Origin of the sequence: Cupriavidus pauculus (assembly GCF_008693385.1) — a bacterium.
Taxonomy (GTDB): Bacteria; Pseudomonadota; Gammaproteobacteria; order Burkholderiales; family Burkholderiaceae; genus Cupriavidus; species Cupriavidus pauculus_D.
Genome location: NZ_CP044067.1, coordinates 2996003 through 3019994 on the forward strand (window position 1 = coordinate 2996003; position 23992 = coordinate 3019994).

General features: G+C 68.2%; 13 protein-coding genes. 4 read left to right on the forward strand and 9 right to left on the reverse strand.

Annotation, left to right across the window (positions count from 1 at the left end; genetic code table 11):
• Window positions 1-44: 44 nt before the first annotated feature.
• The 3 genes from FOB72_RS31690 to FOB72_RS31700 form a co-directional block, all read right to left on the reverse strand.
• Entirely contained in the window at window positions 45-11168 is an 11124-nt protein-coding gene (locus tag FOB72_RS31690) for an Ig-like domain-containing protein (RefSeq protein WP_150377164.1), read from the reverse strand.
• Between the two features lie 496 nt (window positions 11169-11664).
• Window positions 11665-12864 (reverse strand): NAD(P)/FAD-dependent oxidoreductase, encoded by a 1200-nt coding sequence (locus tag FOB72_RS31695; RefSeq protein WP_150377165.1) that lies wholly within the window; start codon window positions 12862-12864, stop codon window positions 11665-11667.
• A 29-nt stretch (window positions 12865-12893) separates the two neighbouring features.
• Window positions 12894-13403 carry an Lrp/AsnC family transcriptional regulator gene (locus FOB72_RS31700; protein WP_109583084.1) on the reverse strand — a complete coding sequence of 170 codons (510 nt, stop codon included), beginning with the start codon at window positions 13401-13403 and terminating at the stop codon, window positions 12894-12896.
• 148 nt (window positions 13404-13551) lie between these two features.
• Between FOB72_RS31700 and FOB72_RS31705 the strand changes: the two genes are divergently transcribed.
• The gene (locus FOB72_RS31705; RefSeq protein WP_150377166.1) at window positions 13552-14568 is read left to right on the forward strand and encodes a 1-aminocyclopropane-1-carboxylate deaminase; all 1017 of its coding nucleotides are present in this window, start codon (window positions 13552-13554) and stop codon (window positions 14566-14568) included.
• Window positions 14569-14611: 43 nt separating this feature from the next.
• Here the strand turns inward: FOB72_RS31705 and FOB72_RS31710 are convergent, their stop codons facing one another.
• Both FOB72_RS31710 and FOB72_RS31715 read right to left on the reverse strand, forming a co-directional pair.
• Window positions 14612-15589, reverse strand: a complete 978-nt coding sequence (locus tag FOB72_RS31710; protein WP_150377167.1) for a Bug family tripartite tricarboxylate transporter substrate binding protein — start codon at window positions 15587-15589, stop codon at window positions 14612-14614.
• Between the two features lie 40 nt (window positions 15590-15629).
• A complete protein-coding gene (locus FOB72_RS31715) occupies window positions 15630-16781 on the reverse strand; it encodes an L-talarate/galactarate dehydratase (RefSeq protein ID WP_150377168.1) in 1152 nt (383 codons plus the stop codon).
• A 208-nt stretch (window positions 16782-16989) separates the two neighbouring features.
• Here FOB72_RS31715 and FOB72_RS31720 point away from each other — a divergent pair, with 208 nt between their 5' ends.
• Window positions 16990-17985, forward strand: a complete 996-nt coding sequence (locus FOB72_RS31720; protein WP_150377169.1) for a LacI family DNA-binding transcriptional regulator — start codon at window positions 16990-16992, stop codon at window positions 17983-17985.
• 82 nt (window positions 17986-18067) lie between these two features.
• Here the strand turns inward: FOB72_RS31720 and FOB72_RS31725 are convergent, their stop codons facing one another.
• From FOB72_RS31725 to FOB72_RS31740, 4 genes are all read right to left on the reverse strand, one after another.
• Window positions 18068-18790 (reverse strand): glycosyltransferase, encoded by a 723-nt coding sequence (locus tag FOB72_RS31725; protein WP_150377170.1) that lies wholly within the window; start codon window positions 18788-18790, stop codon window positions 18068-18070.
• Entirely contained in the window at window positions 18787-19470 is a 684-nt protein-coding gene (locus FOB72_RS31730; protein ID WP_150377171.1) for a class I SAM-dependent methyltransferase, read from the reverse strand. The genes FOB72_RS31725 and FOB72_RS31730 overlap by 4 nt, the downstream gene beginning before the upstream one ends.
• Complete coding sequence (locus FOB72_RS31735) at window positions 19467-20537, reverse strand: acyl-CoA/acyl-ACP dehydrogenase (RefSeq protein ID WP_150377172.1); 1071 nt, start codon at window positions 20535-20537, stop codon at window positions 19467-19469. The genes FOB72_RS31730 and FOB72_RS31735 overlap by 4 nt, the downstream gene beginning before the upstream one ends.
• 103 nt (window positions 20538-20640) lie before the next feature.
• Complete coding sequence (locus tag FOB72_RS31740; RefSeq protein ID WP_150377173.1) at window positions 20641-22473, reverse strand: ABC transporter ATP-binding protein; 1833 nt, start codon at window positions 22471-22473, stop codon at window positions 20641-20643.
• 174 nt (window positions 22474-22647) lie between these two features.
• Between FOB72_RS31740 and FOB72_RS31745 the strand changes: the two genes are divergently transcribed.
• Together FOB72_RS31745 and FOB72_RS31750 are read left to right on the forward strand one after the other, a co-directional pair.
• On the forward strand, window positions 22648-22992 hold the full coding sequence (locus tag FOB72_RS31745; protein ID WP_150377174.1) for a DUF4148 domain-containing protein: 345 nt from the start codon (window positions 22648-22650) through the stop codon (window positions 22990-22992).
• 227 nt (window positions 22993-23219) lie between these two features.
• Complete coding sequence (locus FOB72_RS31750) at window positions 23220-23987, forward strand: alpha/beta fold hydrolase (RefSeq protein ID WP_150377175.1); 768 nt, start codon at window positions 23220-23222, stop codon at window positions 23985-23987.
• The last annotated feature ends 5 nt before the right edge of the window (window positions 23988-23992 follow it).

The window sequence follows — 23992 nt, forward strand, 5'->3', positions numbered from 1 at the left end:
CCCCGGCCTCTCTCCCCCCGAGAGGGGAGAGAGGGTCAATCCCTTCACACCACCAGTTGGTGGTTCGCCAGCAAGGTCTCCAGGTTCGTCGTCACGTTGTTCAGCGTCACCAGCGTCTGCGACGAGAACGCGGCGCCCGCGCCGTCGCGGTCGATGGCGATGATCGTGTTGCCGTTGACGTTGGTCACGCTCACGAAGTTGCGGATCGCGTCGCCGGCATCGATCGTGGCCACGCCGTTGACGTAATGCGCCGGACCATCCGCGTCGTGCTGGTACCCCACGAGCAACGCCGAGATATCGATCCGGTCCGCACCGGTCTGGTTCGGGCCCGAGGCCACCACGAAATCCGTGATCACGTCGCTGCCGTTGCCGGCGGTGTTGTCGGTGCCGTTGACCTCCCAGAGGAACACGTCGCCGCCCGTGCCGCCCGTCAGCGTGTCGTTGCCGCTGCCACCGATCAGGATGTCGTTGCCCGCGCCGCCGTTGAGCGTGTCGTTGCCGGCCCCGCCACGCAGCAGGTCGTTACCGCCGCCGCCATTGAGCGTGTCGTTGCCCGCATAGCCGTACATCCGATCGTCGCCGGCGGAACCGTTGAGCGTATTGGCGGTCGTGGTGCCTTCGATGATCGTGGAGGACTGCGTGCCGCCGAGCAGGTTGGTCAGCACGCCGGCACTGAGCAGCTGGCTCGCGGTGCTGGTGGACGTGAGTCCGGTGGTATCGGTCGCCGAGATCGTCAGCGAGTTCAGCAGCGCGGCGTTGACACCCAGCAGCCCGTTGCTCAGCGTGACCGACCCGAGCAGCTCGTTGAGGTGCAGGTTGTCGATCGGCCCGCCGTCGAGCGACGTGACCGTAAGCAGCGACGACGCGCCGATCCCGAGCACGCCCGGGTTGTTCACCACCGTGAACCGCAGCCCGAGCTCGGCCGCGAGCGTCTGGTTGGCGTTGAGCGTCTGCAGTGCCAGCAGGTCCAGCACGCCTCCGAACGAGATCTGCACCTGCTGGATATTGTTGTTGTAGTCGCTGGCCGCGAAGAACTGCTGTTGGCCGAGCTCGATGAGCCCCAGCACGTTCGCGTCGGCGATGCCGAGCAGCCCACCCGCATCGCGTACCGTGACCTGCGGTGCGACGTTGTGGTTGATGGTCAGCGCCTGGCTCGCGATGCCGCCGATATTGCCGGCCGCATCGACCACGCGCGTGCTGATGGTGTAGCTGCCGTCGGCCAGCACGCCGCTCGAATACCAGGTCCACGCGGTGCCCGCGACGATCGCGTTCGTCCACGTGGTGCCGCCATTGAGGCTGACCTGCAGCACTTCGCCCGCGCCCAGCGCGGCGCTCAGCGTGCCGCCGACGATCGGCGTGGTATCGCCGGTCACGAAGTCGCCGATCGTGCCCGTGTCGTCGGTAATCGTCGTGATCGCCGTCGTGACGGTCGGCGCCACCGTGTCGATCGTGAGAGTGAACGCCGCGGTCGGCGCGCTCACGTTGCCCGAGGCATCGGTCGCGGTGACGGTCAGCGCGTACGTCCCGTTGCCGAGCGCCGTCGGGGTAAAGCTCCAGTTGCCCGTGCCATCGACCACCACCGTTCCGAGCAGCGTGGCGCCGTTGAACACGCTGATCAGCGCGCCCGCCTCGGCGGTGCCGTTCAGCGTCGGTGTGGTGTCGTTGGTGCTCGCGCCGCTGAGCAGCGTGCCGACCACGGGCGCCACGTTATCGACCACGCTGGAGATGACGGGCACGGTCGGTGCCAGCGCATCGACGGTCGCCGTCACGCGGGGGCTGGTATTGCCGGCCCCATCGACGGACGTCACGCCGACGACGATACCGTTGCCCAGCGCGGGCGATGGCGAGAAAGACCACGTGCCGCCCGCGGTGGCGGTCACCGAGACATCGGCCACGCCATCGCCGTTGAGGTCGATGGCGACGACGCTGCCCGCCTCCGCGGTGCCGGTGAGCGAGGTGCCGCTCGCACGCGTGATGACCGGCGCGACCGGCGCGATGGTATCGACGATAAAGCCGAAGGGCGCGGTGGCGCCGCTGATATTCCCGACCGCGTCCGTGGCCGTGACGGTCAGCGCGTAGGTGCCGTTGGCAAGGGCCGGTGTCGTGAAGGACCAGTTGCCGTTGACGTCCGCGACGACGGTGCCGAGCAGCGTCACGCCGTTGAATACGCTGACGGTGCTGCCCGCTTCCGCGGTGCCGGTCAGCGTCGGCGTGGTGTCGTTGGTACGCCCGCCCAGCGCAATACCGCCCACCACGGGCGCCACATCGTCGGTGACGGTCAGGAGGATCGGCACGGCTGGCGCGAGCCGGTCGATGACCGTGCTGGCGGGAGCGCTGACATTGCCGGCCGCGTCGGTGGCGGTGACCGCGACCACGGTGCCATTGACGAGCGGCACGGCGGGCGTATAGGTCCACGTGCCGCCGGCGGTGGCCGTGACCGTCGCATCGGCCACGCCGTCGCCGTTGAAGTCGAGCCCGACGAGGCTGCCGGCTTCCGCGGTGCCGGTCAGCGTGGTGCCGTTGCTCGCGCCCACGGTGGGCAGCGCGGGCGCGGCGGTATCCACGCGGAACGTGAAGCCGCCGCTGGCGACGCTGGTGTTGCCGACCGCGTCGGTCGCGGTGGCGGTGATCGTGTAGGTGCCGTCGATGAGCGCGGGCGGCGTGAAGGTCCACGCGCCGCCCGTTGCCGTGACGGTGCCGAGCAGCGTGGTGCCGTTGTAGATATTGACGATGCTGCCGGCCTCGGCCGTGCCCGTGAACGTCGGCGTGGTGTCGTTGGTCACGCCATTGGCCAGGATCGACCCGAGGCCCGGCGCGACGTCGTCGGTCACGGTCAGCAGGACCGGCGCGGCGGGCGCCGCCGCATCGACGATCGTCGAGGCGGGCGGGCTCGTATTGTTGGCCGCGTCGGTCGCGGTCACCGTGACGACGATGCCGTTGCCGAGCCGCACGGGCGGGGTATAGGTCCATGCGCCGCCCGCGCTGGCGAACACCGAGACATCGGCGACGCCGTCACCGGTAAGGTCGATATTGACGCGGCTGCCGGCCTCGGCGGTGCCGGCCAGTACCGTGCCGTTGGTCGCCGCGATGGTCGGCAATGCCGGCGGCGTGGTGTCGTTGAGGTTGATGTTGACCGTCGTCGAGGCGCCGGCGGCGCTGGGATTGCCCGCGCGGTCGGTCGCCGTGACCGTCACGACGACACCGTTGCCGAGCGCCGTGGTGGGTTGATACGACCAGTTGCCGCTTGCATTGACCCCGACCGTGGCGTCGGCCACGCCATCGCCATTGAGGTCGATATTGACGAAGCTGCCCGCTTCGCCCGTGCCCGACAGGATCGTGCCGTCGGTCGGCACGACCGTCGGCGCCGGCGGGGGAGCCGTATCGATGGTGATCGCGAAGCTCGTGCTGGCGCCGCTGGCATTGCCGGCCGCGTCCGTGGCGACGGCCGTGAACGTATACGTGCCGTCGGGCAGGCCCGTGGCCGGCGTGAACGTCCAGTTGCCGAGCGGATCGGCCGTGGCCGTGCCGACCAGCGCGGCACCGTTGAAGATATTGACGGTGCTGTTGGCCTCGGCGGTGCCCGCGAGCGTCGGCGTGTTGTCGTTGCTGAAGCCGCCGGGGCCCACCGCGCCCAGTACCGGACCGAAGTTGTCGGTGATGCTGGCGATGACCGGCGTATTCGGCGGCGCGGTGTCGATCACGAGCACGAACGGCGCGCTGGGCAGGCTGACATTGCCCGCGTCGTCGGTCGCGGTGATCGTGAGCGTGTAGGTGCCGTCGGCCAGGTCGTCTGGCGGCGTGAACGTCCACGCGCCCCCGGTGGCCGTGACGGTGCCGATCAGCGTCGTGCCGTTGAAGATATTGATCGTGCTGCCGGCCTCGGCGGTACCGGCCAGCGTCGGCGTACCGTCGTTGGTGCTGCCGCCCGAGAGAACGGTCCCGAGCACGGGCCCGACGTTGTCGGTCACGCTCACCAGCACTGGCGCCGCCGGCGCCGCGGCGTCGATCGTCACCGTGGCCGCGGTGCTGCTGTTGCCGGCCGCGTCGATGGCGGTCACGTTGACGACCGCGCCGTTCGCCAGCGGGGTCGCGGGCGTGTAGGTCCAGTTGCCCGCCGTGTCGGCGATGACCGTGGTATCGACGGTGCCGTCGTTGTTGAGATCCAGCCCGATCGTGGTGCCCGCGTCGGCGGTACCGCTCAGCGTGGCGGCGGTATTCAGGACGATGACGGGCACCGTGGGCGGCGTCGTGTCGATCGTCACCGTGAACACGGCGCTCGGCGCGCCGATATTGCCCACGGCATCGGTCGCCGTCGCGGTCAGCGTATAGGTGCCTTCGGGCAGTCCCGCCGTCGGCGTAAAGGTCCAGTTGCCATTGATGTCGGCGGTGGTGGTGCCGACCAGCGCGGTGCCGTTGAAGATATTGACCGTGCTGTTGGCTTCGGCGGTGCCGGTCAGCGTCGGCGTCGTGTCGTTGGTGCTGCCGCCCGACAGCACCGGCCCCGTGACCGGGGTGACGTTGTCGGTCACGCCGGAGATGACCGGCGCGGGCGGCGGGGCCGCATCGATGACGGTCGTGGACGGCGTGCTCGCGTTACCCGCGGCATCGATCGCGACCACGCTGACCGTGGTCCCGTTGGCCAGCGCCGGTGCGGGCGTATAGGTCCAGACGCCGGCACCGTTGGCGGTGACCGTGGCGTCGGCGGTGCCGTCGCCATTGAGGTCTAGGGCAATGGTGCTGTTGGCGGCGGCCGTACCCGTGATCGACGTGCCGTTGCTCGCGGCGATGACCGGCGGGGGCGGCGCGACCGTATCGACGGTCAGCGTGAAGGTGGCGGTCGGCGTGCTGACGTTGCCGGACGCGTCGGTCGCGGTGGCGGTCAGCGCATAGGTGCCGTCGATCAGCCCGGTGGCGGGCGTGAAGGTCCAGTTGCCGTTCGCATCGGCGGTAACCGTGCCGATAAGCGCGGCGCCGTTGAAGACGTTGATCGTGCTGCCGGCTTCGGCGGTACCCGATAGCGTGGGCGTGTTGTCGTTGGTGCTGCCGCCCGTGAGCACGGGGCCGACCACCGGGCCGACGTTGTCGGTCACGCTGACGATGACCGGCGCCGCTGGCGCGACGCCATCGATCGTCACGCTGGCCGCCGCGCTCGTGTTGCCCGCGGGGTCGGTGGCGGTGACGCCCACCACGGTACCGCTGGCGATCGGCAGCACGAGCGTGTAGCTCCATGTACCCGCCGGAGTGGCCGTGACGCTCACGTCCGCGGTGCCGTTGCCGTCGAGGTCGATATTGACCGTGCTGCCGGCAACCGCGGTACCGGTCAGTTGAGAGAGGATCGCGCCATTGCTCGGGTTGACCGTCGGCACGGCGGGCGGCGTGGTGTCGATGACCACGTTGAACGCGGCGCTCGCGCCGCTGACGTTGCCGGCGGGATCGGTGGCGGTGGCCGTCAGCGAGTAGTTGCCGTCGAGCAGCGCGGGCGAGGGCGTGATGGTCCAGACGCCGAGACCGTTGGCCACGGCCGTGCCCACGAGCGTGGTGCCGTTGAACAGCTGGACGGTGCTGCCGGCTTCGGCCGTGCCGGTGAGCGTGGGCGTGGTGTCGTTGGTGACGCCACCCGACAGGATGGGTCCGACGATCGGTGCGGCATCGTCGGTGGCGCCGAGAATGACCGGCGCCGACGGCGCGGCGCGGTCGATGACCGTGGTGGCGGGCGTGCTGGCATTGCCGGCCGCATCGACGGCGACCGCGACCACCGTGACGCCGTTGAGCAGCGGCGTGGCGGGCGTGTAGGTCCAGTTGCCGCTTGCGTTCGCAACGACCTGCGCGTCGGCGGCGCCGTCGCCGTTGATATCGATCGCGATGGTGCTCCCGGCGACGGCGGTACCCGAGATCACGTTGCCGTTGCTCGGCGCGATGACCGGCGGCGGCGGGGGTGCGGTGTCGACGGTGAACGTGAAGGCCGCGCCGGGCGCGCCCACGTTGCCGAGCGCGTCGGTGGCCGTGGCGGTGACCGTGTATGTGCCGTCGGGCAGAGCGGTCGTGGGCGTAAAGGTCCAGACGCCCGAGCCGTTGGCCGTGACCGTGCCGAGCAGCACGGTGCCGTTGTACAGGTTGATGGTGCTGTTGGCTTCGGCCGTGCCGGTCAGCGTGGGCGTGGGATCGTTGGTGGCGCCCCCGGCGGAAATCGGACCGGTGACGGGGCCCACGTCATCGAACGCGCCCGTGAACACGGGCGGTGCCGGCGGTGCCGAGTCGATCGCCGTGCTGGCCGGCGCGCTCACGTTGCCGGCCGCATCGACGGCCGTCACGGTGATGACGGTGCCGTTGGCGAGCGGCGGCGCGGGCGAGAACGACCAGGTGCCGCCTGGCGTGGCGGTGACCGTCACGTCGGCCACGCCGTCGCCATTGAAGTCGATGCGCACGAGCGTGCCCGCATCGGCGGTACCCGACAGCGCGGTACCGTTCGTCGGTGCAACGGTCGGCGCGCCGGGCGGCACCGTGTCGATGGTGACCGTGAACGCCGGTGTCGGCGCGCTGACGTTGCCGACGGCATCGGTCGCCGTGGCGGTCAGCGTGTAGGTGCCGTCCGTCAGCCCCGCGGCGGGCGTAAAGCTCCAGTTGCCGTTGGCGTCGGCATTGGCGGTGCCGATCGGCGTAGCGCCGTTGAAGATACTGATGGTGCTGTTGGCCTCGGCCGTACCGGACAGCGTCGGCGTATTGTCGTTGGTCGCGCCGCCCGACAGGATCGGGCCGGTGACCGGTGCCGCGTTGTCGGTCACACTTGTGATCGCGGGCGCGGCAGGCGCGGCACGATCGACCGTGAGCGTCGCGGCGCCGCTCATGTTGCCCGCGGGGTCGGTGGCGGTCACGTTGACCACCGTACCGTTGCCCAGCGGCAATGCGGGCGTATAGCTCCACGTGCCGCCCGGCGTGGCCGTAACGGTCACGTCGACGGTGCCATTCCCGTCGAGATCGAGATTGACCGTGCTGCCGGCTTCCGCGGTACCGGTCAGCGTGCTGCCGTTGGTCGGCGCGATGGTCGGCACGGCCGGGGCGGCGGTGTCGACGACGACGGTATAGCCCGTGCTCGGCACGCTGATATTGCCGACGGCATCGGTGGCGGTGACCGTGTACGTATGGCTGCCGTCGTTCGCGCCAGTCGGCAGCGTGAACGTCCACGTCCCCCCCGTGGCCACGGCCGTGCCGAGCAGTGTCGTGCCTTCATACACGCTGACCGTGCTGCCGGCTTCGGCCGTGCCCGACAGCGTGGGCGTGGTGTCGTTGGTGCTGCCGCCGCTGAGGACCGGTCCGCGCGGATCGGTGGCAACCACGATGACGGGTTGCGCGGGTGGTGCGCCATCGACGGTGGCCGTGCCCGCCAGGCCCGTATTGCCGGCCGTGTCGGTGGCGGTGGCGCTCACCACGGTGCCGTCCGGCAGACGCGTGGCGGGCGTATAGGTCCAGTTGCCCGCGCTGTCGGCCTGGACCGTGACGTCGGCGGTGCCATCGCCATCGAGATCGAGATTGACGGTGCTCCCTGCCTCGGCGGTGCCCGTCAGCACGGTGCCGTTGGTTGCCGCGATGGTCGGCGCCGCGGGCGGCGTCGTATCGACGATGCTGCCGTCGACCGTGGTCGTGGCCGCGCCGCTCGTATTGCCGGCGGCATCGGTCGCGGTGACGCTGACGACCGTGCCGTTGGGCAGCGGCGTGCCGGGCAGGTACGACCAGTTGCCGCCGCTGTTCGCGACGACGGTGGCGTCCGGCGTGCCGTCGTTGTCGAGGTCGATGTTGATGGTCGCGCCGGCTTCCGCCGTGCCCGTGAGCGTGGTGCCATTGGTCGCGGCCACGCTTGGCACCGGCGGCGGCGTCGTGTCGACGGCAATCGTGTAGACGGCGCTCGGCGCGCTTTCGTTGCCCGCCGCGTCCGTGGCCGTCACGGTCAGGCCATACGTCGCATTGGCGGTCAGCGCCGTGGTCGGGGTCACGCTCCAGTTGCCGTCGATATCGGCGGTGGCGGTGCCGATGAGCGTGGTGCCGTTGTACAGGTTGATGACGGCGCCCGCCGCGGCGGTGCCTGTCAGCGTGGGCGTGGTGTCGTTGGTCGCGCCGCCGTTGACGATCGCACCGAGGCCCGGCAACTGATCGTCGGTCGCGCCCGTGACGACCGGCGCGGCGGGCGCGGCGGTGTCGATGACGATCGTATAGGGCGCGCTGGGCGTGCTCGTGTTGCCGGCCGCATCGGTCGCGGTGACGGTGACGTTGTACGTGCCGTCGGGCAGGCCGGCCGGTGGCGTGAAGGTCCAGTTGCCGCCCGTTGCCACGACGGTGCCGAGCAGCGTGGTGCCGTTGAAGATCTGGATCGTGCTGCCGGCCTCGGCGGTGCCTGCAATGGTCGGCGTGTTGTCGTTGGTGCTGCCACCGTTGCCCACGGGACCGGTGACCGGCGCGACATTGTCGGTGACGGAGGCGATGACCGGCGGCGCGGGCGGCGCGGCATCGATCGTCACGGTGGCGGGCGGGCTGCTGTTGCCCGCGGCGTCGACGGCCGTCACGTTGACCGTCGCCCCATCGGCAAACGGCGTGGCGGGCGTGTAGGACCACGTGCCGCCGGGTGTGGCCGTCACGGTGACGTCGGGCGTGCCGTCGTTGTTCAGATCGATCGCCACGATGCTGCCCGCGAGGGCCGTCCCCGCGAGCGTGCTGGCGCTGCTCTGTGTAATGACCGGCGTGGCCGGCGGCGCGGTGTCGATGGTCAGCGCGAACGGCCCGCCGGCCTGGCTGACATTGCCGAGCGGATCGGTGGCCGTGGCCGTAAACGAATAGGTGCCGTCGGGCAGGTCCGCCGCGGGCGTGATGCGCCAGTTGCCGTCGACGTCGACGAGCGCCGTCCCGACGAGCGTGGTGCCGTTATAGACGTTGACGGTGCTGCCGGGCTCGCCGGTACCGGTGAACGTGGGCGTGGGGTCGTTGGTGCTGCCGCCGCTCGCGACGGGATCGGTGCCCGGTGCGACGTTGTCCGTGACCGTGCCGAACAGCGGTCCCGGGGGCGGGGCCGCATCGACGGTCGTGGTGGCCGGCGCGCTCGCGTTGCCGGCCGCATCGACGGCGGTCACGGTGACGACGGTGCCATTGGCGAGCGGGGGCGCGGGGGTGTACGTCCACGTACCGCCGGGCGTGGCGGTGACCGTGGCTTCGGGCACGCCGTCGCCATTGAGGTCGATGGCCACCACGCTGCCCGCGACAGCGGTACCGGACAGCGTGCCGCCATTGGTTGCGGCAATCGTCGGCGCGGCGGGCGCGGCCGTGTCGATGGTGAGCGTGAACGGCGCGCTCGGATTGCTGACGTTGCCGACCGCATCGGTCGCGGTGATGGTCAGCGCGTAGGTGCCGTCGGGCAGCGCGGTGCCGGGCGTGAAGGACCAGTTGCCATTGGCGTCCGCCGTGACGGTGCCGATCAGCGCGGTGCCGTTGTAGATGTCGATCGTGCTGTTGGCTTCGGCGGTGCCTGTCAGCGTGGGCGTGCCGTCATTGGTGCTCGCCCCGCTCGAAAGCGGACCGGTCACGGGCGTGGCATCGTCGGTCACGCTGCCGAGTACCGGCGCATTGGGCGCGGCGGCATCGACGGTAACGCGCGCGGGCTCGCTTGCGTTACCCGCGGTGTCCATCGCGGTCACGGTGACGACCGTGCCGTTGGGAATCTGCGTCGCGGGTGTGTAGGTCCAGGTGCCGGCGTTGGTGGCGGTGACGGTCACATCCATATTGCCGTCGCCGTCGAGGTCGATGCCCACCGTGGCGCCCGCTTCCGCGGTGCCGCTCAGCGTGGTGCCGTTGGTCGGGGCGATGGTCGGCAGCCCCGGCGGCGTGACGTCGGCCAGCGTCGAGGTGGCCGGCAGGCTCGTATTGCCCGCCGCGTCGCTGGCCGTCACGCTGACCACGGCGCCCGGTGCCACGGGCGTCGTGATCGTATAGGACCAGTTACCGTTGGCATCGGCGACGACGGTGGCGTCCGGCGCGCCGTCGCCATTCAGATCGATGCGAATCGTGCTGCCCGCTTCGGCGGTGCCGGTCAGCGCGGACGTGTCGCTCTGCAGGATCGTCGGCGCGCCCGGCGCGACCGCATCGACCGTTGCCAGCGCGGCGGGGCTCGCATTGCCGGCCGCATCGGTCGCGGTCACGGAGACCACGGTGCCATTCGCGAGCGGCGTGGCGGGGGCATAGTGCCAGTTGCCGTTGGCGTCGGCGGTGACCGTCGCGTCGGGCCGCCCGTCGCCATTGAGATCGATGCTGACGAGACTGCCGGCCTCGGCCGTGCCCGAGAGTTCCGCGCCGGCTGTCGGATTGATTGTCGGCGTGGCCGGCACGGTGGTATCGACCACGACATTGAGTTCGGTCGGCGTGCTGGGCGTACCGTCGGCATTCACGTTCGTGACGACGATCTGGTGCGCGCCTTCGGCGAGCCGCGGCACCATATAGGTCCAGTTGCCGTTGGCGTCGGGGGTGACGGTGACCGGCGGCTGGCCGTCGATCGAGATCAGGATGCTGCCGTTCGGCGGGGAGATCGTGCCGCTGAGCGTGGGCGCGGCGTCGCGCGTGTACTGCAGGCCGGAACCGGGTATCACGTTGCCGACCGGCGCGACCGAGGGCGGACTCGGCGGCGTACCGGGTGTACCGGGCGTACCGGGCGTGCCTTCGCCGGGCGGCGTGCCGCCACCCCCTCCGCCCCCGCCGGTGTTGCCACCGTCGCCCCCGCCACCGCCGCCGGCAGCGGCCGCACCGATGCCTACACCCGCGGCGAGGCCGAGCAATCCGAGCAACGCCTTCGTCGATGTGCTCATGCCGATCGCCTGGTATGCCACCGCGCCTTCCGCGATGCCATCGCCGCCGGGCACCATCGCCTGATCGAACGATGCCAGCCAGCGCCCGTCTTCCTGCACGAACACGAGGTTGTTGTACTGCGCGCCGTTCGTGAAGAAGCCGTCGATCCGGAGCGTCTGCCCATTCTTGAAGCTGATCACGAGATCGTTGCCCTCGCGCGCGTAGTTGGCAACGTTCTCCTTGCTGGCGGCCACGAGGAAGTTCGTTTTGCCGTCTGGCGCGGTGACCGTACGGGTCCCTGCGGCAACAGCGAAGTCCGTATGCTCATTCAATGCGGCGGGCGAGGCCATGCTCGTTCTCCTTGTTGTGTCAGCGTGCAGGCGCTATGGCGGGGGCGGGCGCGGCGAACCGAACTTGTGAAGCGTGCGTGGTGCCGTCCGCCATCCACCGGTCAGACAAACCGTACCCCGCAGCAAGAGGAAGAAATTGCAAAATTCGGGTGCATTTTGATTGCTTTATTACAAGGGTCGATAAAGCTTGCACGTCTTTTGAAATAACACTGCACGTAATTTCACGTGTTTCAAACGCTCGCTAGAAAAGTGAGAGCGTTGGAAACCCAAGCCAGATGCCATGTCCGAGGACATTCCGCGTGGCATGATGGCTTGAATCGAGGTCCATAAAAAATTATTTAATTTTGAATTAAATAACAATTAAGTGAACCATGCGGCGCGAGATAATTGTGCTGAATGACTTTAGCGTAAACGGCGTGTTTTTGACATTGCCGTATTTGAGGAGGGAAGTAAAACGAAAGGGCGTTTGAATTCGGCACGCCCCTTGGGGGATGGGCTAGGACAGCAGCGCGTCCGCGATCTGGTCCGCGGTATTGACCGAATCGGTGAGGCCGAGGTGGCCGTGGCCCACGGCGAGCCACAGGCCCGGGTGGCCCTTGGCGGCGCCGACGACCGGCACGGAGTCCGGCATGCACGGGCGATGGCACATCCACGACGTGGTCGTCGCGCTCGACAGGCCCTCGAACGTGTCGCGCGCGATGGCGGCCAGGCCGTCGAAGCGGCGCATGTCCGGCGCGCGCGTGAGGCCCGCGATCTCCACCGTGCCGCCCACGCGCAGGCCTTCTTCCATCGGCGTGACGAAGATCTTGCGGTCGGTCAGCACGACCGTGCGCGACACCACGCCGCGCGTGCCGTTGAACTGCACGTGATAGCCGCGCTGGCTTTCCAGCGGCAGCGCGATGCCGAGCGGGTCCAGCAACTTGCGCGACCATGCGCCCGCGGCCACGATCACATGGTCGGCGGCGTACTTGTCCTGTGTGCCGCTGAGCGTCCACTGCGCGCCGCGATGAGCGATGCCGCGAATCTCGTCGCGCGCGAGCACGCCGCCGCGCGCGACGAATGCATCGGCAATGGCCTGCGTATAGCGCGCGGGGTTCAGGATCGTCGCGTGGTCGGTCAGGTACATCGCGGACGTGTAGTGCGCGGCGATATTGGGCTCCAGCGCTTCGATGCCGGCGCGATCGAGCCGTTCGAAGCGGAAGCCGAAGCGCTCGCGCATCCGCCACGCCGCGGCATCGTCGTCGAGCGCGGAGGCATCGCGATAGAGATGCAGGTGGCCGCGTTGCAGGAACAGCTCGGGCACGCCGACCTCGCGCGTGAGCGCGGCATGCTTGTCGATGGCGCCCTTGTGCATGGCCGCGAGGGCCGTCGCCGCGCGTTCGACGCGGCGCGGGGTGGCGGACAGCACGAAGCGCGCAAGCCATGGCGCGGCGGTGGGCAGGTACGCGAGCGGCAAATGGAGCGGGCCGTCCTTGTCGCGCAGCATCTTCGGCACGGAGGCGAGCACGCCGGGCATCGCGAGCGGGGCGACCGAGCTTTCGCTGATGGCGCCCGAGTTGCCATAGCTGCAGCCCGATGCCGGGCCTTCGCGATCGATCAGCGTGACCGTGGCGCCGCGCTTGCGCAGCGCCAGCGCGATGCAGCAGCCGACGATGCCGGCGCCGACGACGGTAATGGAGGGAGAGGTGGGATGCATGGCGACAGAGTGTACCAACACGATCGCCGCTACACCGTCAGCTGGGTATTCGACAGCACCTGCTTGAGCACCATGAAGGTCCGGATCTGGCGCACGCCGGGCAGATACAGCAGCTGCTCCGCGTGGAGCTTGTTGAAGCTGTCGTTATCGCGCGTGCGGATCATCATGAAGTAGTCGAACTCGCCCGTGACCTCGTGGCATTCCATGCAGCCCGTGATCTTCTGCGCCGCCTTCTCGAACGCGGCGAACGAGTCGGGCGTGGAGCGGTCCAGCACCACGCCGATGATCACGAGCATGCCCACATCGAGCATGCGCGGCTCCAGCAACGCGACGATACCGCGAATAAAGCCGCCAGCCTTGAGCCGCTCGACCCTTCGCAGGCATGCGGGCGGGCTCAGGTTCACCTTGTCCGCGAGCGCCACGTTGGAGATCGACGCATCTTTCTGCAGCGCGCGGAGGATGGCCTTGTCGGTACGATCGAGCTCGGGCCGCTCGGCGGGCGGGGCACGAAATTTTGTTCCGCGTGAAGTCGTTGCCATGGAATTTTGGAAGGAGTCTTGGAAAGGGTGACATGTAATGTTCGGTCTATCCGGCAATCTTTGCAAGCACGTTTCGCCGACAAATGCCTACTATTTCCCCTGTCGGAATTCCTCTTCAACGAGCCTGTCACCCCCACGGAGCATTGCCATGAATCTCAAGCGTTTCCCGCGTCATCCGCTGACGTTCGGACCCAGCCCCATTCAGCCGCTCGAGCGCCTGAGCAAACACCTCGGCGGCAAGGTCGAGCTATATGCCAAGCGTGAGGACTGCAACAGCGGCCTGGCGTTCGGCGGCAACAAGACGCGCAAGCTCGAGTACCTGATTCCCGATGCACTGGCGCAGGGCGCCGATACGCTGGTGTCCATCGGCGGTATCCAGTCGAACCAGACGCGCCAGGTGGCAGCGGTGGCCGCGCACCTCGGCCTCAAGTGCGTGCTGGTGCAGGAGAACTGGGTCAACTACTCGGACGCCGTGTACGACCGCGTCGGCAATATCCAGATGTCGCGCATGATGGGCGCGGACGTGCGTCTGGTGGCCGACGGCTTCGACATCGGTATTCGTCCGAGCTGGGAAGACGCGATGCAGAGCGTGCGCGACGCCGGCGGCAAGCCGTACCCGATTCCGGCCGGCTGCTCGGAGCATCCGCTGGGCGGTCTGGGCTTCGTCGGCTTTGCCGAGGAAGTCCGCGCGCAGGAGAAGGAGCTCGGCTTCAAGTTCGACTACATCGTCGTGTGTTCGGTGACGGGCAGCACGCAGGCCGGCATGGTGGTGGGCTTCGCCGCAGACGGCCGCGCGGACCGCGTGATCGGCATCGACGCATCGGCCAAGCCGCAACAGACGCGTGACCAGATCCTTCGGATTGCACAGAACACCGCGCATCTGGTGGACCTGGGCCGCGATATCACCGAGGCCGACGTGGTGCTGGACACGCGCTATGGCGGTCCCGAGTACGGCCTGCCGTCGGACGGCACGCTCGAAGCGATTCGCCTGTGCGCGCGGCTGGAGGGGGTGATGACGGATCCGGTGTACGAGGGCAAGTCGATGCAGGGGATGATCGACAAGGTGCGGCTCGGCGAATTCCCGGAAGGCTCGAAGGTGCTGTATGCCCACCTGGGCGGCGCGCCGGCGCTGAACGCGTATAGCTTCCTGTTCAAGGACGGCTAAGAATGGTTTGCCCTCTCCTTGCGGGGGGAGAGGGCATCCTGAATCAATCCGCCGTAATCTTCCCCACCTCGATCACCTTCTTCCAGCGCGCATACTCGTTGGCCTGAAACGCCGCAAACTGCTCCGGCGTGTTGGCCACGATCTCGAATCCGAGTTCCAGCAGCCTGGGCTTGACCGACGGATCGTTCAGCGCCGATACCACCGCCGCCTGCAGCTTCGTCTTCAGGTCCGCCGGAATCCCCTTCGGCGCGGCAATCGCCTGCCACGAGTAGACCGTCACCCCCTTGATCCCCGCCTCGTCCATCGTCGGCACATCCGGCAGAATCGGCGACCGTGCCGTGCTCGTGATGGCCAGCGCGCGAATCTTGCCCGCCTTGATATGCGGCACCGCGGTGTTGATGTTCATGAAGGTCGCGTCCACCTGTCCACCAATCAGGTCGTTGAGTGCCGGCGCGCCGCCCTTGTAGGGCACATGAATGCCATTGGTGTTCGTCTGCTGCCAGAACAGTTCGGCGGTCAGATGGTCGCTCGTGCCGTTGCCGGCCGACGCGAACGTCATCTTGTTCGGATGCGCTTTCTCGTACGCGATCACGTCCTGAATCGTCTTGTGCGGCGAATTCACGGGCACGGCCAATACGTTGGGCGCCTGCACCGCCACGCTGATGTAGTCGAAGTCCTTCAGCGGGTCGTAGCCCGCGGTCTTCGTCAGATGCGGTCCAATGACGAAGGGCCCGAGCGACGAGACGAACAGCGTGTAGCCATCGGCCGGCGCGCGCTTGGCCATCGCGGCGCCGATCATCCCCGCCGCGCCCGGGCGATTGTCGATGACGAAGCTGCCCCCGAACTGCTGCGCGAACTTCGCGCTGAGAATGCGCGCCACGTTGTCGGTGGAACCGCCGGGCGGGAACGGCACCAGCATGGTCACGGGTTTCTCGGGCCACGCCGCCGCATTGGCGGCCGACGCGGCCAGCGAGGTACACAGCGCGAGGCCCGCGCAGAAGGTGGCAAGCAGCTTGTTCATCGTTTGTCTCCAGTGTTGTTGTGATGTCGTTCGGGTGGGGTCAGCTACGTTCGCCGAACTCCGCGTGTTCGCGCGTCCAGGCCCGCGCCTGTTCGCTGATGCTCACGCCGATGCCGGGGCGCGTCGGCACCACGATGCGGCCGTCGCGGATATCGAGACGCTCGTTGAACAGCGGCTCGAGCCAGTCGAAATGCTCGACCCACGGTTCGCGCGGATACGCCGCGGCCAGATGGATATGCAGCTCCATCGCAAAGTGCGGCGCGATCATGAGTCCCGCATGCTCGGCCAGCGAGGCCACCTTGAGGAACGGGGTAATCCCGCCCACGCGCGGCGCATCGGGCATCAGGTAATCGGCGGCGCGATGACGGATCAGGTCCCAGTGCTCGGCGGCGCTGGTCAGCATCTCGCCCGTGGCAATCGGGGTATCGAACGCGGTGGCGAGCGCGGCATGGCCTTCGTGGTCGTAGGCGTCGAGCGGTTCCTCGATCCACACGAGGTTGAATGCCTCGAACGTGCGGCACATGCGCTGCGCGGTGGGCCGGTCCCACTGCTGGTTGGCATCGACCATGATCGGCACCGCGTCGCCCAGGTGCTCGCGCACGGCCGACACGCGCTTGATATCGAGCGCGCCGTCGGGCTGGCCCACCTTGAGCTTGATGCCGCCGATGCCGCGCTCGACCGATGCCGCCGCATTGACCAGCAACTGGTCGAGCGGCGTGTGGAGGAAGCCGCCGGACGTGTTGTAGCAGCGCACCGCGTCGCGATGCGACCCCAGCAGCTTGGCCAGCGACAATCCCGCGCGCCTGGCCTTCAGATCCCACAGCGCGACGTCGAACGCGCCGATGGCCTGCGTGGAAAGGCCGCTGCGGCCCACGGAGGCGCCGGCCCAGCACAGCTTGTCCCACAGGCGCGCGATATCGCTCGGGTCTTCGCCGAGCAGGGCGGGGGCGATCTCGCAGGCATGTGCGTACTGGCCGGGGCCGCCGGCGCGCTTCGAGTAGCTGAAGCCGATGCCTTCATGGCCATTGGCGGTGCGGATCTCCGCGAACAGGATGGCCACTTCGGTCATCGGCTTCTGGCGGCCGGTCAGCACCTTGGCATCGCTGATCGGGGTGGCGAGCGGCAGGTAGCAGGAGGACAGGCGAATCCAGCGGATGGCGTCCTGGCTGGCGGTGGCGGGCGATACGGTCATGGTCGGCAAACTCTCTGATGTTCTGAATGACAACGTTGTCATTTTGAGGCGTAACGCGGGGTGAATCTCTGCGCCGTCACGCTATCCGCGTATAATCGGCGGTACTTCCTGGTGACAACGGTCTGAATGCTAACGTTGTCATTTCCGCCGGTCAACCGGTTCCGGCCCGGTATCCGTAGAGAATTACCCTGAGTCGAATTGCCAAGCCATGAGCAATAACAAGGCCCCCAAATCGGTGACGCTGCACGACGTGGCGCGCGAGGCGGGCGTTTCCCTGATCACCGCGTCGCGCGCGCTGGGCAACCCGGGCATGGTGTCGGAGAAGACGATCGCGCGCGTGCGGAAGGCCGTGGAGGCCACCGGTTACTTCCCGAACCTGATGGCGGGCGGGCTCAAGTCCCGCAAAAGCCTGATGATCGGCGCGCTGGTCCCGAACATCGCGGTGGCGCAGTTCCTGCCGACGGTCAAGGCGCTGACCGACGCGCTCGATGCCGCGGGCTACCAGCTGATCCTCGGCCAGACGGGCTACGACCATGCGCGCGAAGAAGCGCTGCTCAACACGATGATCAGCCGCCGTCCCGATGGCATCGTGGTGACGGGGCTGATCCACTCGCAGGTCTCGCGCGACCGCCTGCGGCGCGCGGGCATTCCCGTCGTCGAGACCTGGGACCTCAGCGACCGCCCCGTGGACATGGCGGTGGGGTTCTCGCATGTGAAGGTAGGCAGCGCCGTCGCGGGCTTCTTCCTCAATCAGGGCCGCCGTAGACTCGGCATCGCCACCGGCGACGACCAGCGCGCCGCGGTCCGCCGAGAAGGCTTTGTCGCCACGGTCGGCCACGACGTCCCCACCGCGATCGTCCCGGCGCCCAGCAGCCTCGAACTTGGCCGCCGCGCGCTGACGCAACTGCTGGAGCGGGACCCGGAGATCGAGGCCATCTTCTGCAGCTCCGACCAGCTCGCGCAGGGCGTCATGGTCGAAGCCCAGTCCCGCGGCCTGCGCATGCCCGAGGACCTGGCCATCTGCGGCTTCGGCGACGCCGACTTCGCCGCCCATATGAATCCGCCGCTGACAACGGTACAGGTAGACGGCGCCGGTATCGGCGCGATGGCGGCAAAGCTGCTGCTAGACCGCTGCAACGGCGCGACCGTGGCCGAGCCGGTGGTGGACGTGGGCTTCAGGATCGTGGAGCGGGGAACGACTTGAGGCGAAGCGTGGCTGATTAGCCCACTTCCTGTCCGCGTGCGGCAACGCATGGATGCCTTCCGGCAGGCGTTCATGCAGCGCTTCAGGGCCGCAGATCCGGCGATTCATCGAGCAGTCCGCTGACCACAGGCACCGCGTCTGCCGCCTCTCCGCGCAACCGGCACAGGAAGTCCGCGAAGCCGCCGCGGCAGCGGCTCGTGGCGCGGCTGCTCGTGACGACCTCGGGCGCCGCGCTCCAGGCGATGTGGGCGTCGATGGCCTGCAGGCGTTCCACCAGTGCGACGTCTTCGCTCGTGGCAATGGCCGGAAAACCGCCGGCCTTCACGTAGGCGTCGGCCGTCAGCCCGAAGTTGGCGCCGTGCACATGCCGGTGGTCGCGCCGGCGCTGGTAGTGCGCGGCAAAGCGTCGGGCCACCGACGACGGGTGGTGGCTCCAGTCGTCCACGGTGACAAGCCCGCAGACCGCGTCCGCGCGCTCGTTCAGTTGTGCGACGAGCCAGTCCGGCGCGACGCGGCTGTCGGCGTCGGTGAACGCGAGCCAGCGGGCGCGGGCGGCCAGCAGGTATTCGGCGCCCGCATGCCGCGCCACGCCGACGTTGCGTGCGTCGATCGTCAGGCAGGCAAGCCACGGGCCGAGGTGCCGCTCGACGATTTGCGCGGAACCGTCGCCGCAGGCGTCGAGCACCGCGACGATGGTGACGGGCTCTCCGTCGAGCGCGGGATGCAGCGATGCCTCGCGCAGCGCGTGCAGGCACGCTTCCAGATGCGCTTCTTCGTTATGAACCGGAACAACGATGCCGATCATGGGGCCTCCTCGCGGCTGCGGAGCGGACGCGGATTGGGGGACCAGACGTCGAGTTGAAAATCGGGTTCGAGGTGATGCGCATGGCGATGCAGCCGGGGCTGGCGGCCAATGCAGGCGTGCAGGACGCGCGTGGACAGCGTGCGGCCTTCGAAGTCGCGGGCCCAGTGGCACGCGACGATCGCGCCGTCGTCGCTCAGGCACGCGGCGGCGCGCGTGACCACGTGCTGCCACTGGTCGGCGGACAGGTAGTAGCCGAATTCGCTTAGCACGACGAGGTCGAACGTCTGTGCGGGCCAGTCGCGCGGCAGCGTGCCGACCCGCAGCGTGATGTTTCGATGGGCGGCAAGCCGTTGCTTGGCGAGCGCGATGGCCTGCGGCACGGTATCCATGGCGAGCACATGGCTGGCGCGGCGCGCGAGGGCGCCCGTCAGCAGGCCGTTGGCGCAGGCGGGCTCGAATACCCGCGGATAGCGGCGATGGGGCAGGCTCGCGAGCAGCAGTTCGCGCTTGCGCGCTTCGTACCAGAGCGATTCGAAACCCCATGGGTCGGGGCGCGCGAAGATGGCCTCGAACTCGGTGTTCTTTGGCGCGTGCTTTGGCGCATGCTTTGGTGCGTCCTTTGTTGCGTCCTTCGGCGCGTCATTGGACGCATGACGGTCGGCGTGCTTGATCGAGGTCATAGGGCCCAGCCCGTGTTGTCATCGGCGGCAATGCGCGTCCCGAGCGCGGCGAGGTCACGCTCGGCATGGCTCTGGCGCACGAATACCGGCAGATCCGCGTAAAGCGCGGCAAGTCGCGCATCGCGGCATAGCGGCCCGGCCCCGAGCGCATTGCCCGCATGCTGCAGCGTGTGCGCGACCGCGGCCTCGATCACCGTGCGTGCGCGCAGGGCGTGGGCCATCGCGTCTTCCCCGGGATGGGCGTCGATCCATGCCGCGGTCTCGCGCAGCAATGCCGCGGCGGCATGCAACTGGCCGTCGATGCTGCCGAGATGCGCGGCTACATGCGGATCGGCACGGCGCGCGAGCGATGCGCGGAGTGCATCGGCAAAGGGCAGTACCGCGCCGTACCAGCACGCGGCGATGCCGGCGCCGCCGTGCCAGAACCCGGGACGATCGAGGTAGGCGTCGGCGCCGCCGAGCAGCAGGGCCGGGGTGTCGTGGAACAGCACGTCACCGCTATATGTGCGCGCCATGCCGACCGCGTTCCAGCCTTCGTCGGTGGCTATCGCGCCCATACCGGGCGCGATGGGCACGATGGCAAGGCGGCGTGCGCCCGCATCGTCGCGGCAGGTCATGAGCGCGTGCGACACTTCGCGGGCGCCCGAGCACCATGCCTTGCGGCCGGAAAGGCGGACGGGCACCGTGCGCATGGCGCGCATCGGCCCTGTCTGCGAAGCGGCCAGCCCAGCGTCCCGACGCAGGGCGTCCAGGGTGTCAGCGCCGATATCGGGGCCCGGTCGTGCATCGACCGTGGCAAACGGCGGCTCCGCAGCCCATACGGCCCACTGCGTCGACGCAGCGGGCCGTGCGCCGGCAAGCTCCGCGAGGATCGCCAGCGCATCGAGGTGCGATTCGAACAGCTTGATCGCGACCGTGCCGTGTGTATGCGCCACGCGCGCCAGCAGGCGCCAGCGCTCGAGCGTGCGTCCCGCGGCGGGTAATGGGGCATCTGCGGCCGGCGCGTAACGATCGATCAGTTCGCGCAGCGCAGCGGGTGTTGCGGGGTGTTCCGCGCGGATATCCATGATGCGGGCTCGGTCTATGCATTCAAGTTCAGCATAGGAGCCTTGCGTCTTCGCAGGCACCAGCGGCGCGCCGCGAGGTGATGTCAGCGAAATCCCACGTGCTTCAGTCCACCCCTACGAAGCCCCCGGTCTGATGCGCCCACAACCGCGCATAGAGCCCACCCCGCGCCAGCAGTTCCGCATGCGAACCCGTCTCGACGATATGCCCGCCATCGAGCACCACGAGCCGGTCCATGCGCGCGATGGTGGACAGCCGGTGCGCGATCGCGATCACGGTCTTGCCCTGCATCAGCGTCTCCAGGCTTTCCTGGATCGCGGCCTCCACTTCGGAGTCCAGCGCCGACGTGGCTTCGTCGAGGATCAGGATCGGGGCGTCCTTGAGCAGCACGCGGGCAATCGCGATGCGCTGCCGTTGTCCGCCCGACAGCTTGACGCCGCGTTCGCCGACGAGCGCATCGAGGCCGCGATGGCCACTGCCATCGACGAGGTCGTCGATAAAGTCGGCCGCCCGCGCGCGTACCAGCGCTTCCCGCAACTCGGCCTCGGTGCTGTCGGGCTTGCCGTAGCGCAGGTTGTCGCGAATCGAGCGATGCAGCAGCGACGTGTCCTGCGTGACCATGCCCACCTGCGCGCGCAGAGATTCCTGCGTGACCGTCGCGATGTCCTGATCGTCGATCAGGATGCGGCCGGACTCCACGTCATGGAGCCGCAGCAGCAGATTGACGAGCGTCGACTTGCCCGCGCCCGATGGCCCCACCAGCCCGATCTTCTCGCCGGGCCGCACGACGAGCGTCACGTCGTCGATCACGCCGCCGCCCTTGCCGTAGTGGAAACCCACGTTCTCGAATCGCACCTCGCCGTGCGAAATCGCGAGCGGCGTCGCATCGGGACGGTCCACCACGCGCCGCGGCACGGCAATCGTCTTCATGCCGTCCTGCACCGAGCCGATGTTCTCGAAGATCCCGTTGACCACCCACATGATCCAGCCGGCCATGTTGTTGATGCGAATGACGAGCCCCGTGGTCAGCGCAATGGCGCCCGTGCTGACGGCGCCCTGATTCCACAGCCACAGCGCAATGCCCGTCGTGCCCGTGATCAGCGCGCCATTCATGATGGCGATGGTGACGTCCATCGCGCTGACCACGCGGCCGGCCATGCGGCTCTTGTCGGTTTGGTCCGCCATCGCGTCGCGCGCGTAGCCTTCCTCGTGGCGGGTATGCGCAAAGAGCTTGAGCGTCGTGATGTTGGTATAGCCATCGACGATTCGTCCCATCAGCCGCGAGCGCGATTCTGTCGCCATGGCCGAACGTTCCTTGACGCGCGGCGTGAACCACGCGAGCGCGAACACAAAGCCGAACATCCACAGCGTGAGCGGAATCATGAGCCGCCAGTCGGCTTCCGCGAACAGCAGCAGCGAGCTGACCGCGTAGATGAGCACGTGCCAGAGCGCATCCACGGCCTGCACCGAAGAATCCCGCAGCGAGAAACCGGTTTGCATGATCCGCTGCGCGACGCGTCCCGCAAAGTCGTTCTGGAAGAACGACAGGCTCTGCTTGAGCACGTAGCGATGGTTCTGCCATCGCACCATATTGGCCAGGTTCGGGTTGATGACCTGATGCACGAGCAGGTCGTGCAGCCAGATCATCAGCGGGCGAAAGATCAGCGCGACGAACGCCATCCACAGCAGCTCGCCGCGATGGCGCGAGAAGAACGTGCCGTCGGGGGCTTCGCGCGCCAGATCGACGAGGCGGCCGAGAAAGCTGAACAGCGCGACCTCGACCAATGCGCCGATCAGTCCGACAAAGAGCAGGGCGGTGAACACGCCGCGCACTTCGCGCAGGAAATGCAGGTAGAACGGCCAGATTCGGTCTGGCGGCTGGGAGTCGGGCAGGTAGCGGAACGGATCGATCAGGCGTTCCAGTCGGCGGAGTGGCATGCGGCGGTCCTCGTTGGCTCCCGAGGATGATACGCCTCGCGCGTTACTGACGATTTTGTAATGATTCGGTCAGTCTCGGGTCAGTGCCCGGCGCCAATACTGCGTACAAGTTCATCGCACGATGAATGCACCTTCGAAGCGAAGGCCAACCAAACTCAGAGAGAGGTACGCATCATGAAAACCCTTGCACGCACACTGCTCGTCGCCTGCACCCTGGCCGTCCCGGCCATCTCGTTCGCTCAATCGGTCGATCAGAACGGCCCGCTGACGCGCGCCGAAGTCCGCGCGGACCTGGTCCGTGTGGAAAAGGCCGGCTACCATGTCGGCCCGGGCCAGGACGCCAACTATCCGGTGGATATCCAGCGCGCCGAAGCCAAGATCGCCGCGCAGCAGGTCGCCTCGCTGGGCCAGTCGTCGGTACAGCCGCAACGGTCGGGCTTCACGCTCGTCGCCGCCAACACGGGTCACCAGCACTACCGCATCGACGATCCCCGTAGCGTCTACACCGATGGGGCCTGATGTCTGACCCCGCCCGCATCCACGTCGCGCGCGCACGTCAGGTGCCGCGCGCGCGGCGCGAATGCCCTCCGGTTCCCTTCTCCTGGTAACCCACTGTATCGGCCTCCGGTCCGGATACATGCCATGACAGAACGCGTGCATTTCCGCTACGCGCTCGACACATTCATCGCCTCAAATACCTCCCGCACGCTTTCCGACTTTCATTGGTAACTGCTGGAGACAACCTGATGCGATTCATTCCTTTGCTCGCCACCGCGGCGGCACTGGTCATTCCCACACTCGGTCATGCCGCGACATCGGCGGCGCCCGTGCCGCCCGGCGCCACGAACATCGTGCTCGTGCACGACGCGTTCGTTGACGGTTCCGGCTGGCGCGTGGTGCACGATATCCTGATCCACAAAGGCTACAACGTCAGCGTCGTGCAACTGCCGCACGCCACGCTGGGCGAGGACATCACGCTCGTGCGCGAGCGGGTGAGCCTGCAACGCGGTCCCGTGGTGCTCGTAGGCCACGGCTACGGCGGCGAGGTCATTACCGAAGCCGGTGCGCGCGACAAGGTCAGGGCGCTCGTCTACGTGGCCGCGCTGCAGCCGGACGTGGGCGAGGGCATGGCCCAGCTCGTGGCATCGAAGCCCGGCGCGGGCGCCGCGTTCGCATCGACGCGCGACGGTCATCTGTCGATCGATCCGGCCGCCTTCCATGCGGACTACGCGGCCGACCTGACCACGAACCGCACGGACTTCATGGCCGCGTCGCAGGTGCCGATCACCACGGCCGCCTACAACGCGAACGTGTGGACGGCCGCATGGCGCGACAAGCCGAGCTACGGCATCGTCGCGACCGAAGATCGCATCGTGAGCCCGGATCTGCAGCGCTGGATGTACCAGCGCGCGGGCGCCCGGATCACCGAGATCAAGGCCAGCCACGCGGTACACGTTTCGCAGCCGGAAGCCGTCGCGCAGGTCATCGAAGACGCCGCGCGCGCCGCGAACTAACACCC

Bases quoted from the DNA above. Each gene is read 5' to 3' on its own strand.
- FOB72_RS31710 (WP_150377167.1), bottom strand. From the start codon at position 15,589: ATGAACAAGCTGCTTGCCACCTTCTGCGCGGGCCTCGCGCTGTGTACC.
- FOB72_RS31720 (WP_150377169.1), top strand. From the start codon at position 16,990: ATGAGCAATAACAAGGCCCCCAAATCGGTGACGCTGCACGACGTGGCG.
- FOB72_RS31725 (WP_150377170.1), bottom strand. From the start codon at position 18,790: ATGATCGGCATCGTTGTTCCGGTTCATAACGAAGAAGCGCATCTGGAA.
- FOB72_RS31750 (WP_150377175.1), top strand. From the start codon at position 23,220: ATGCGATTCATTCCTTTGCTCGCCACCGCGGCGGCACTGGTCATTCCC.
- FOB72_RS31705 (WP_150377166.1), top strand. From the start codon at position 13,552: ATGAATCTCAAGCGTTTCCCGCGTCATCCGCTGACGTTCGGACCCAGC.
- FOB72_RS31745 (WP_150377174.1), top strand. From the start codon at position 22,648: ATGAAAACCCTTGCACGCACACTGCTCGTCGCCTGCACCCTGGCCGTC.
- FOB72_RS31740 (WP_150377173.1), bottom strand. From the start codon at position 22,473: ATGCCACTCCGCCGACTGGAACGCCTGATCGATCCGTTCCGCTACCTG.
- FOB72_RS31690 (WP_150377164.1), bottom strand. From the start codon at position 11,168: ATGGCCTCGCCCGCCGCATTGAATGAGCATACGGACTTCGCTGTTGCC.
- FOB72_RS31730 (WP_150377171.1), bottom strand. From the start codon at position 19,470: ATGACCTCGATCAAGCACGCCGACCGTCATGCGTCCAATGACGCGCCG.
- FOB72_RS31700 (WP_109583084.1), bottom strand. From the start codon at position 13,403: ATGGCAACGACTTCACGCGGAACAAAATTTCGTGCCCCGCCCGCCGAG.
- FOB72_RS31735 (WP_150377172.1), bottom strand. From the start codon at position 20,537: ATGGATATCCGCGCGGAACACCCCGCAACACCCGCTGCGCTGCGCGAA.
- FOB72_RS31715 (WP_150377168.1), bottom strand. From the start codon at position 16,781: ATGACCGTATCGCCCGCCACCGCCAGCCAGGACGCCATCCGCTGGATT.
- FOB72_RS31695 (WP_150377165.1), bottom strand. From the start codon at position 12,864: ATGCATCCCACCTCTCCCTCCATTACCGTCGTCGGCGCCGGCATCGTC.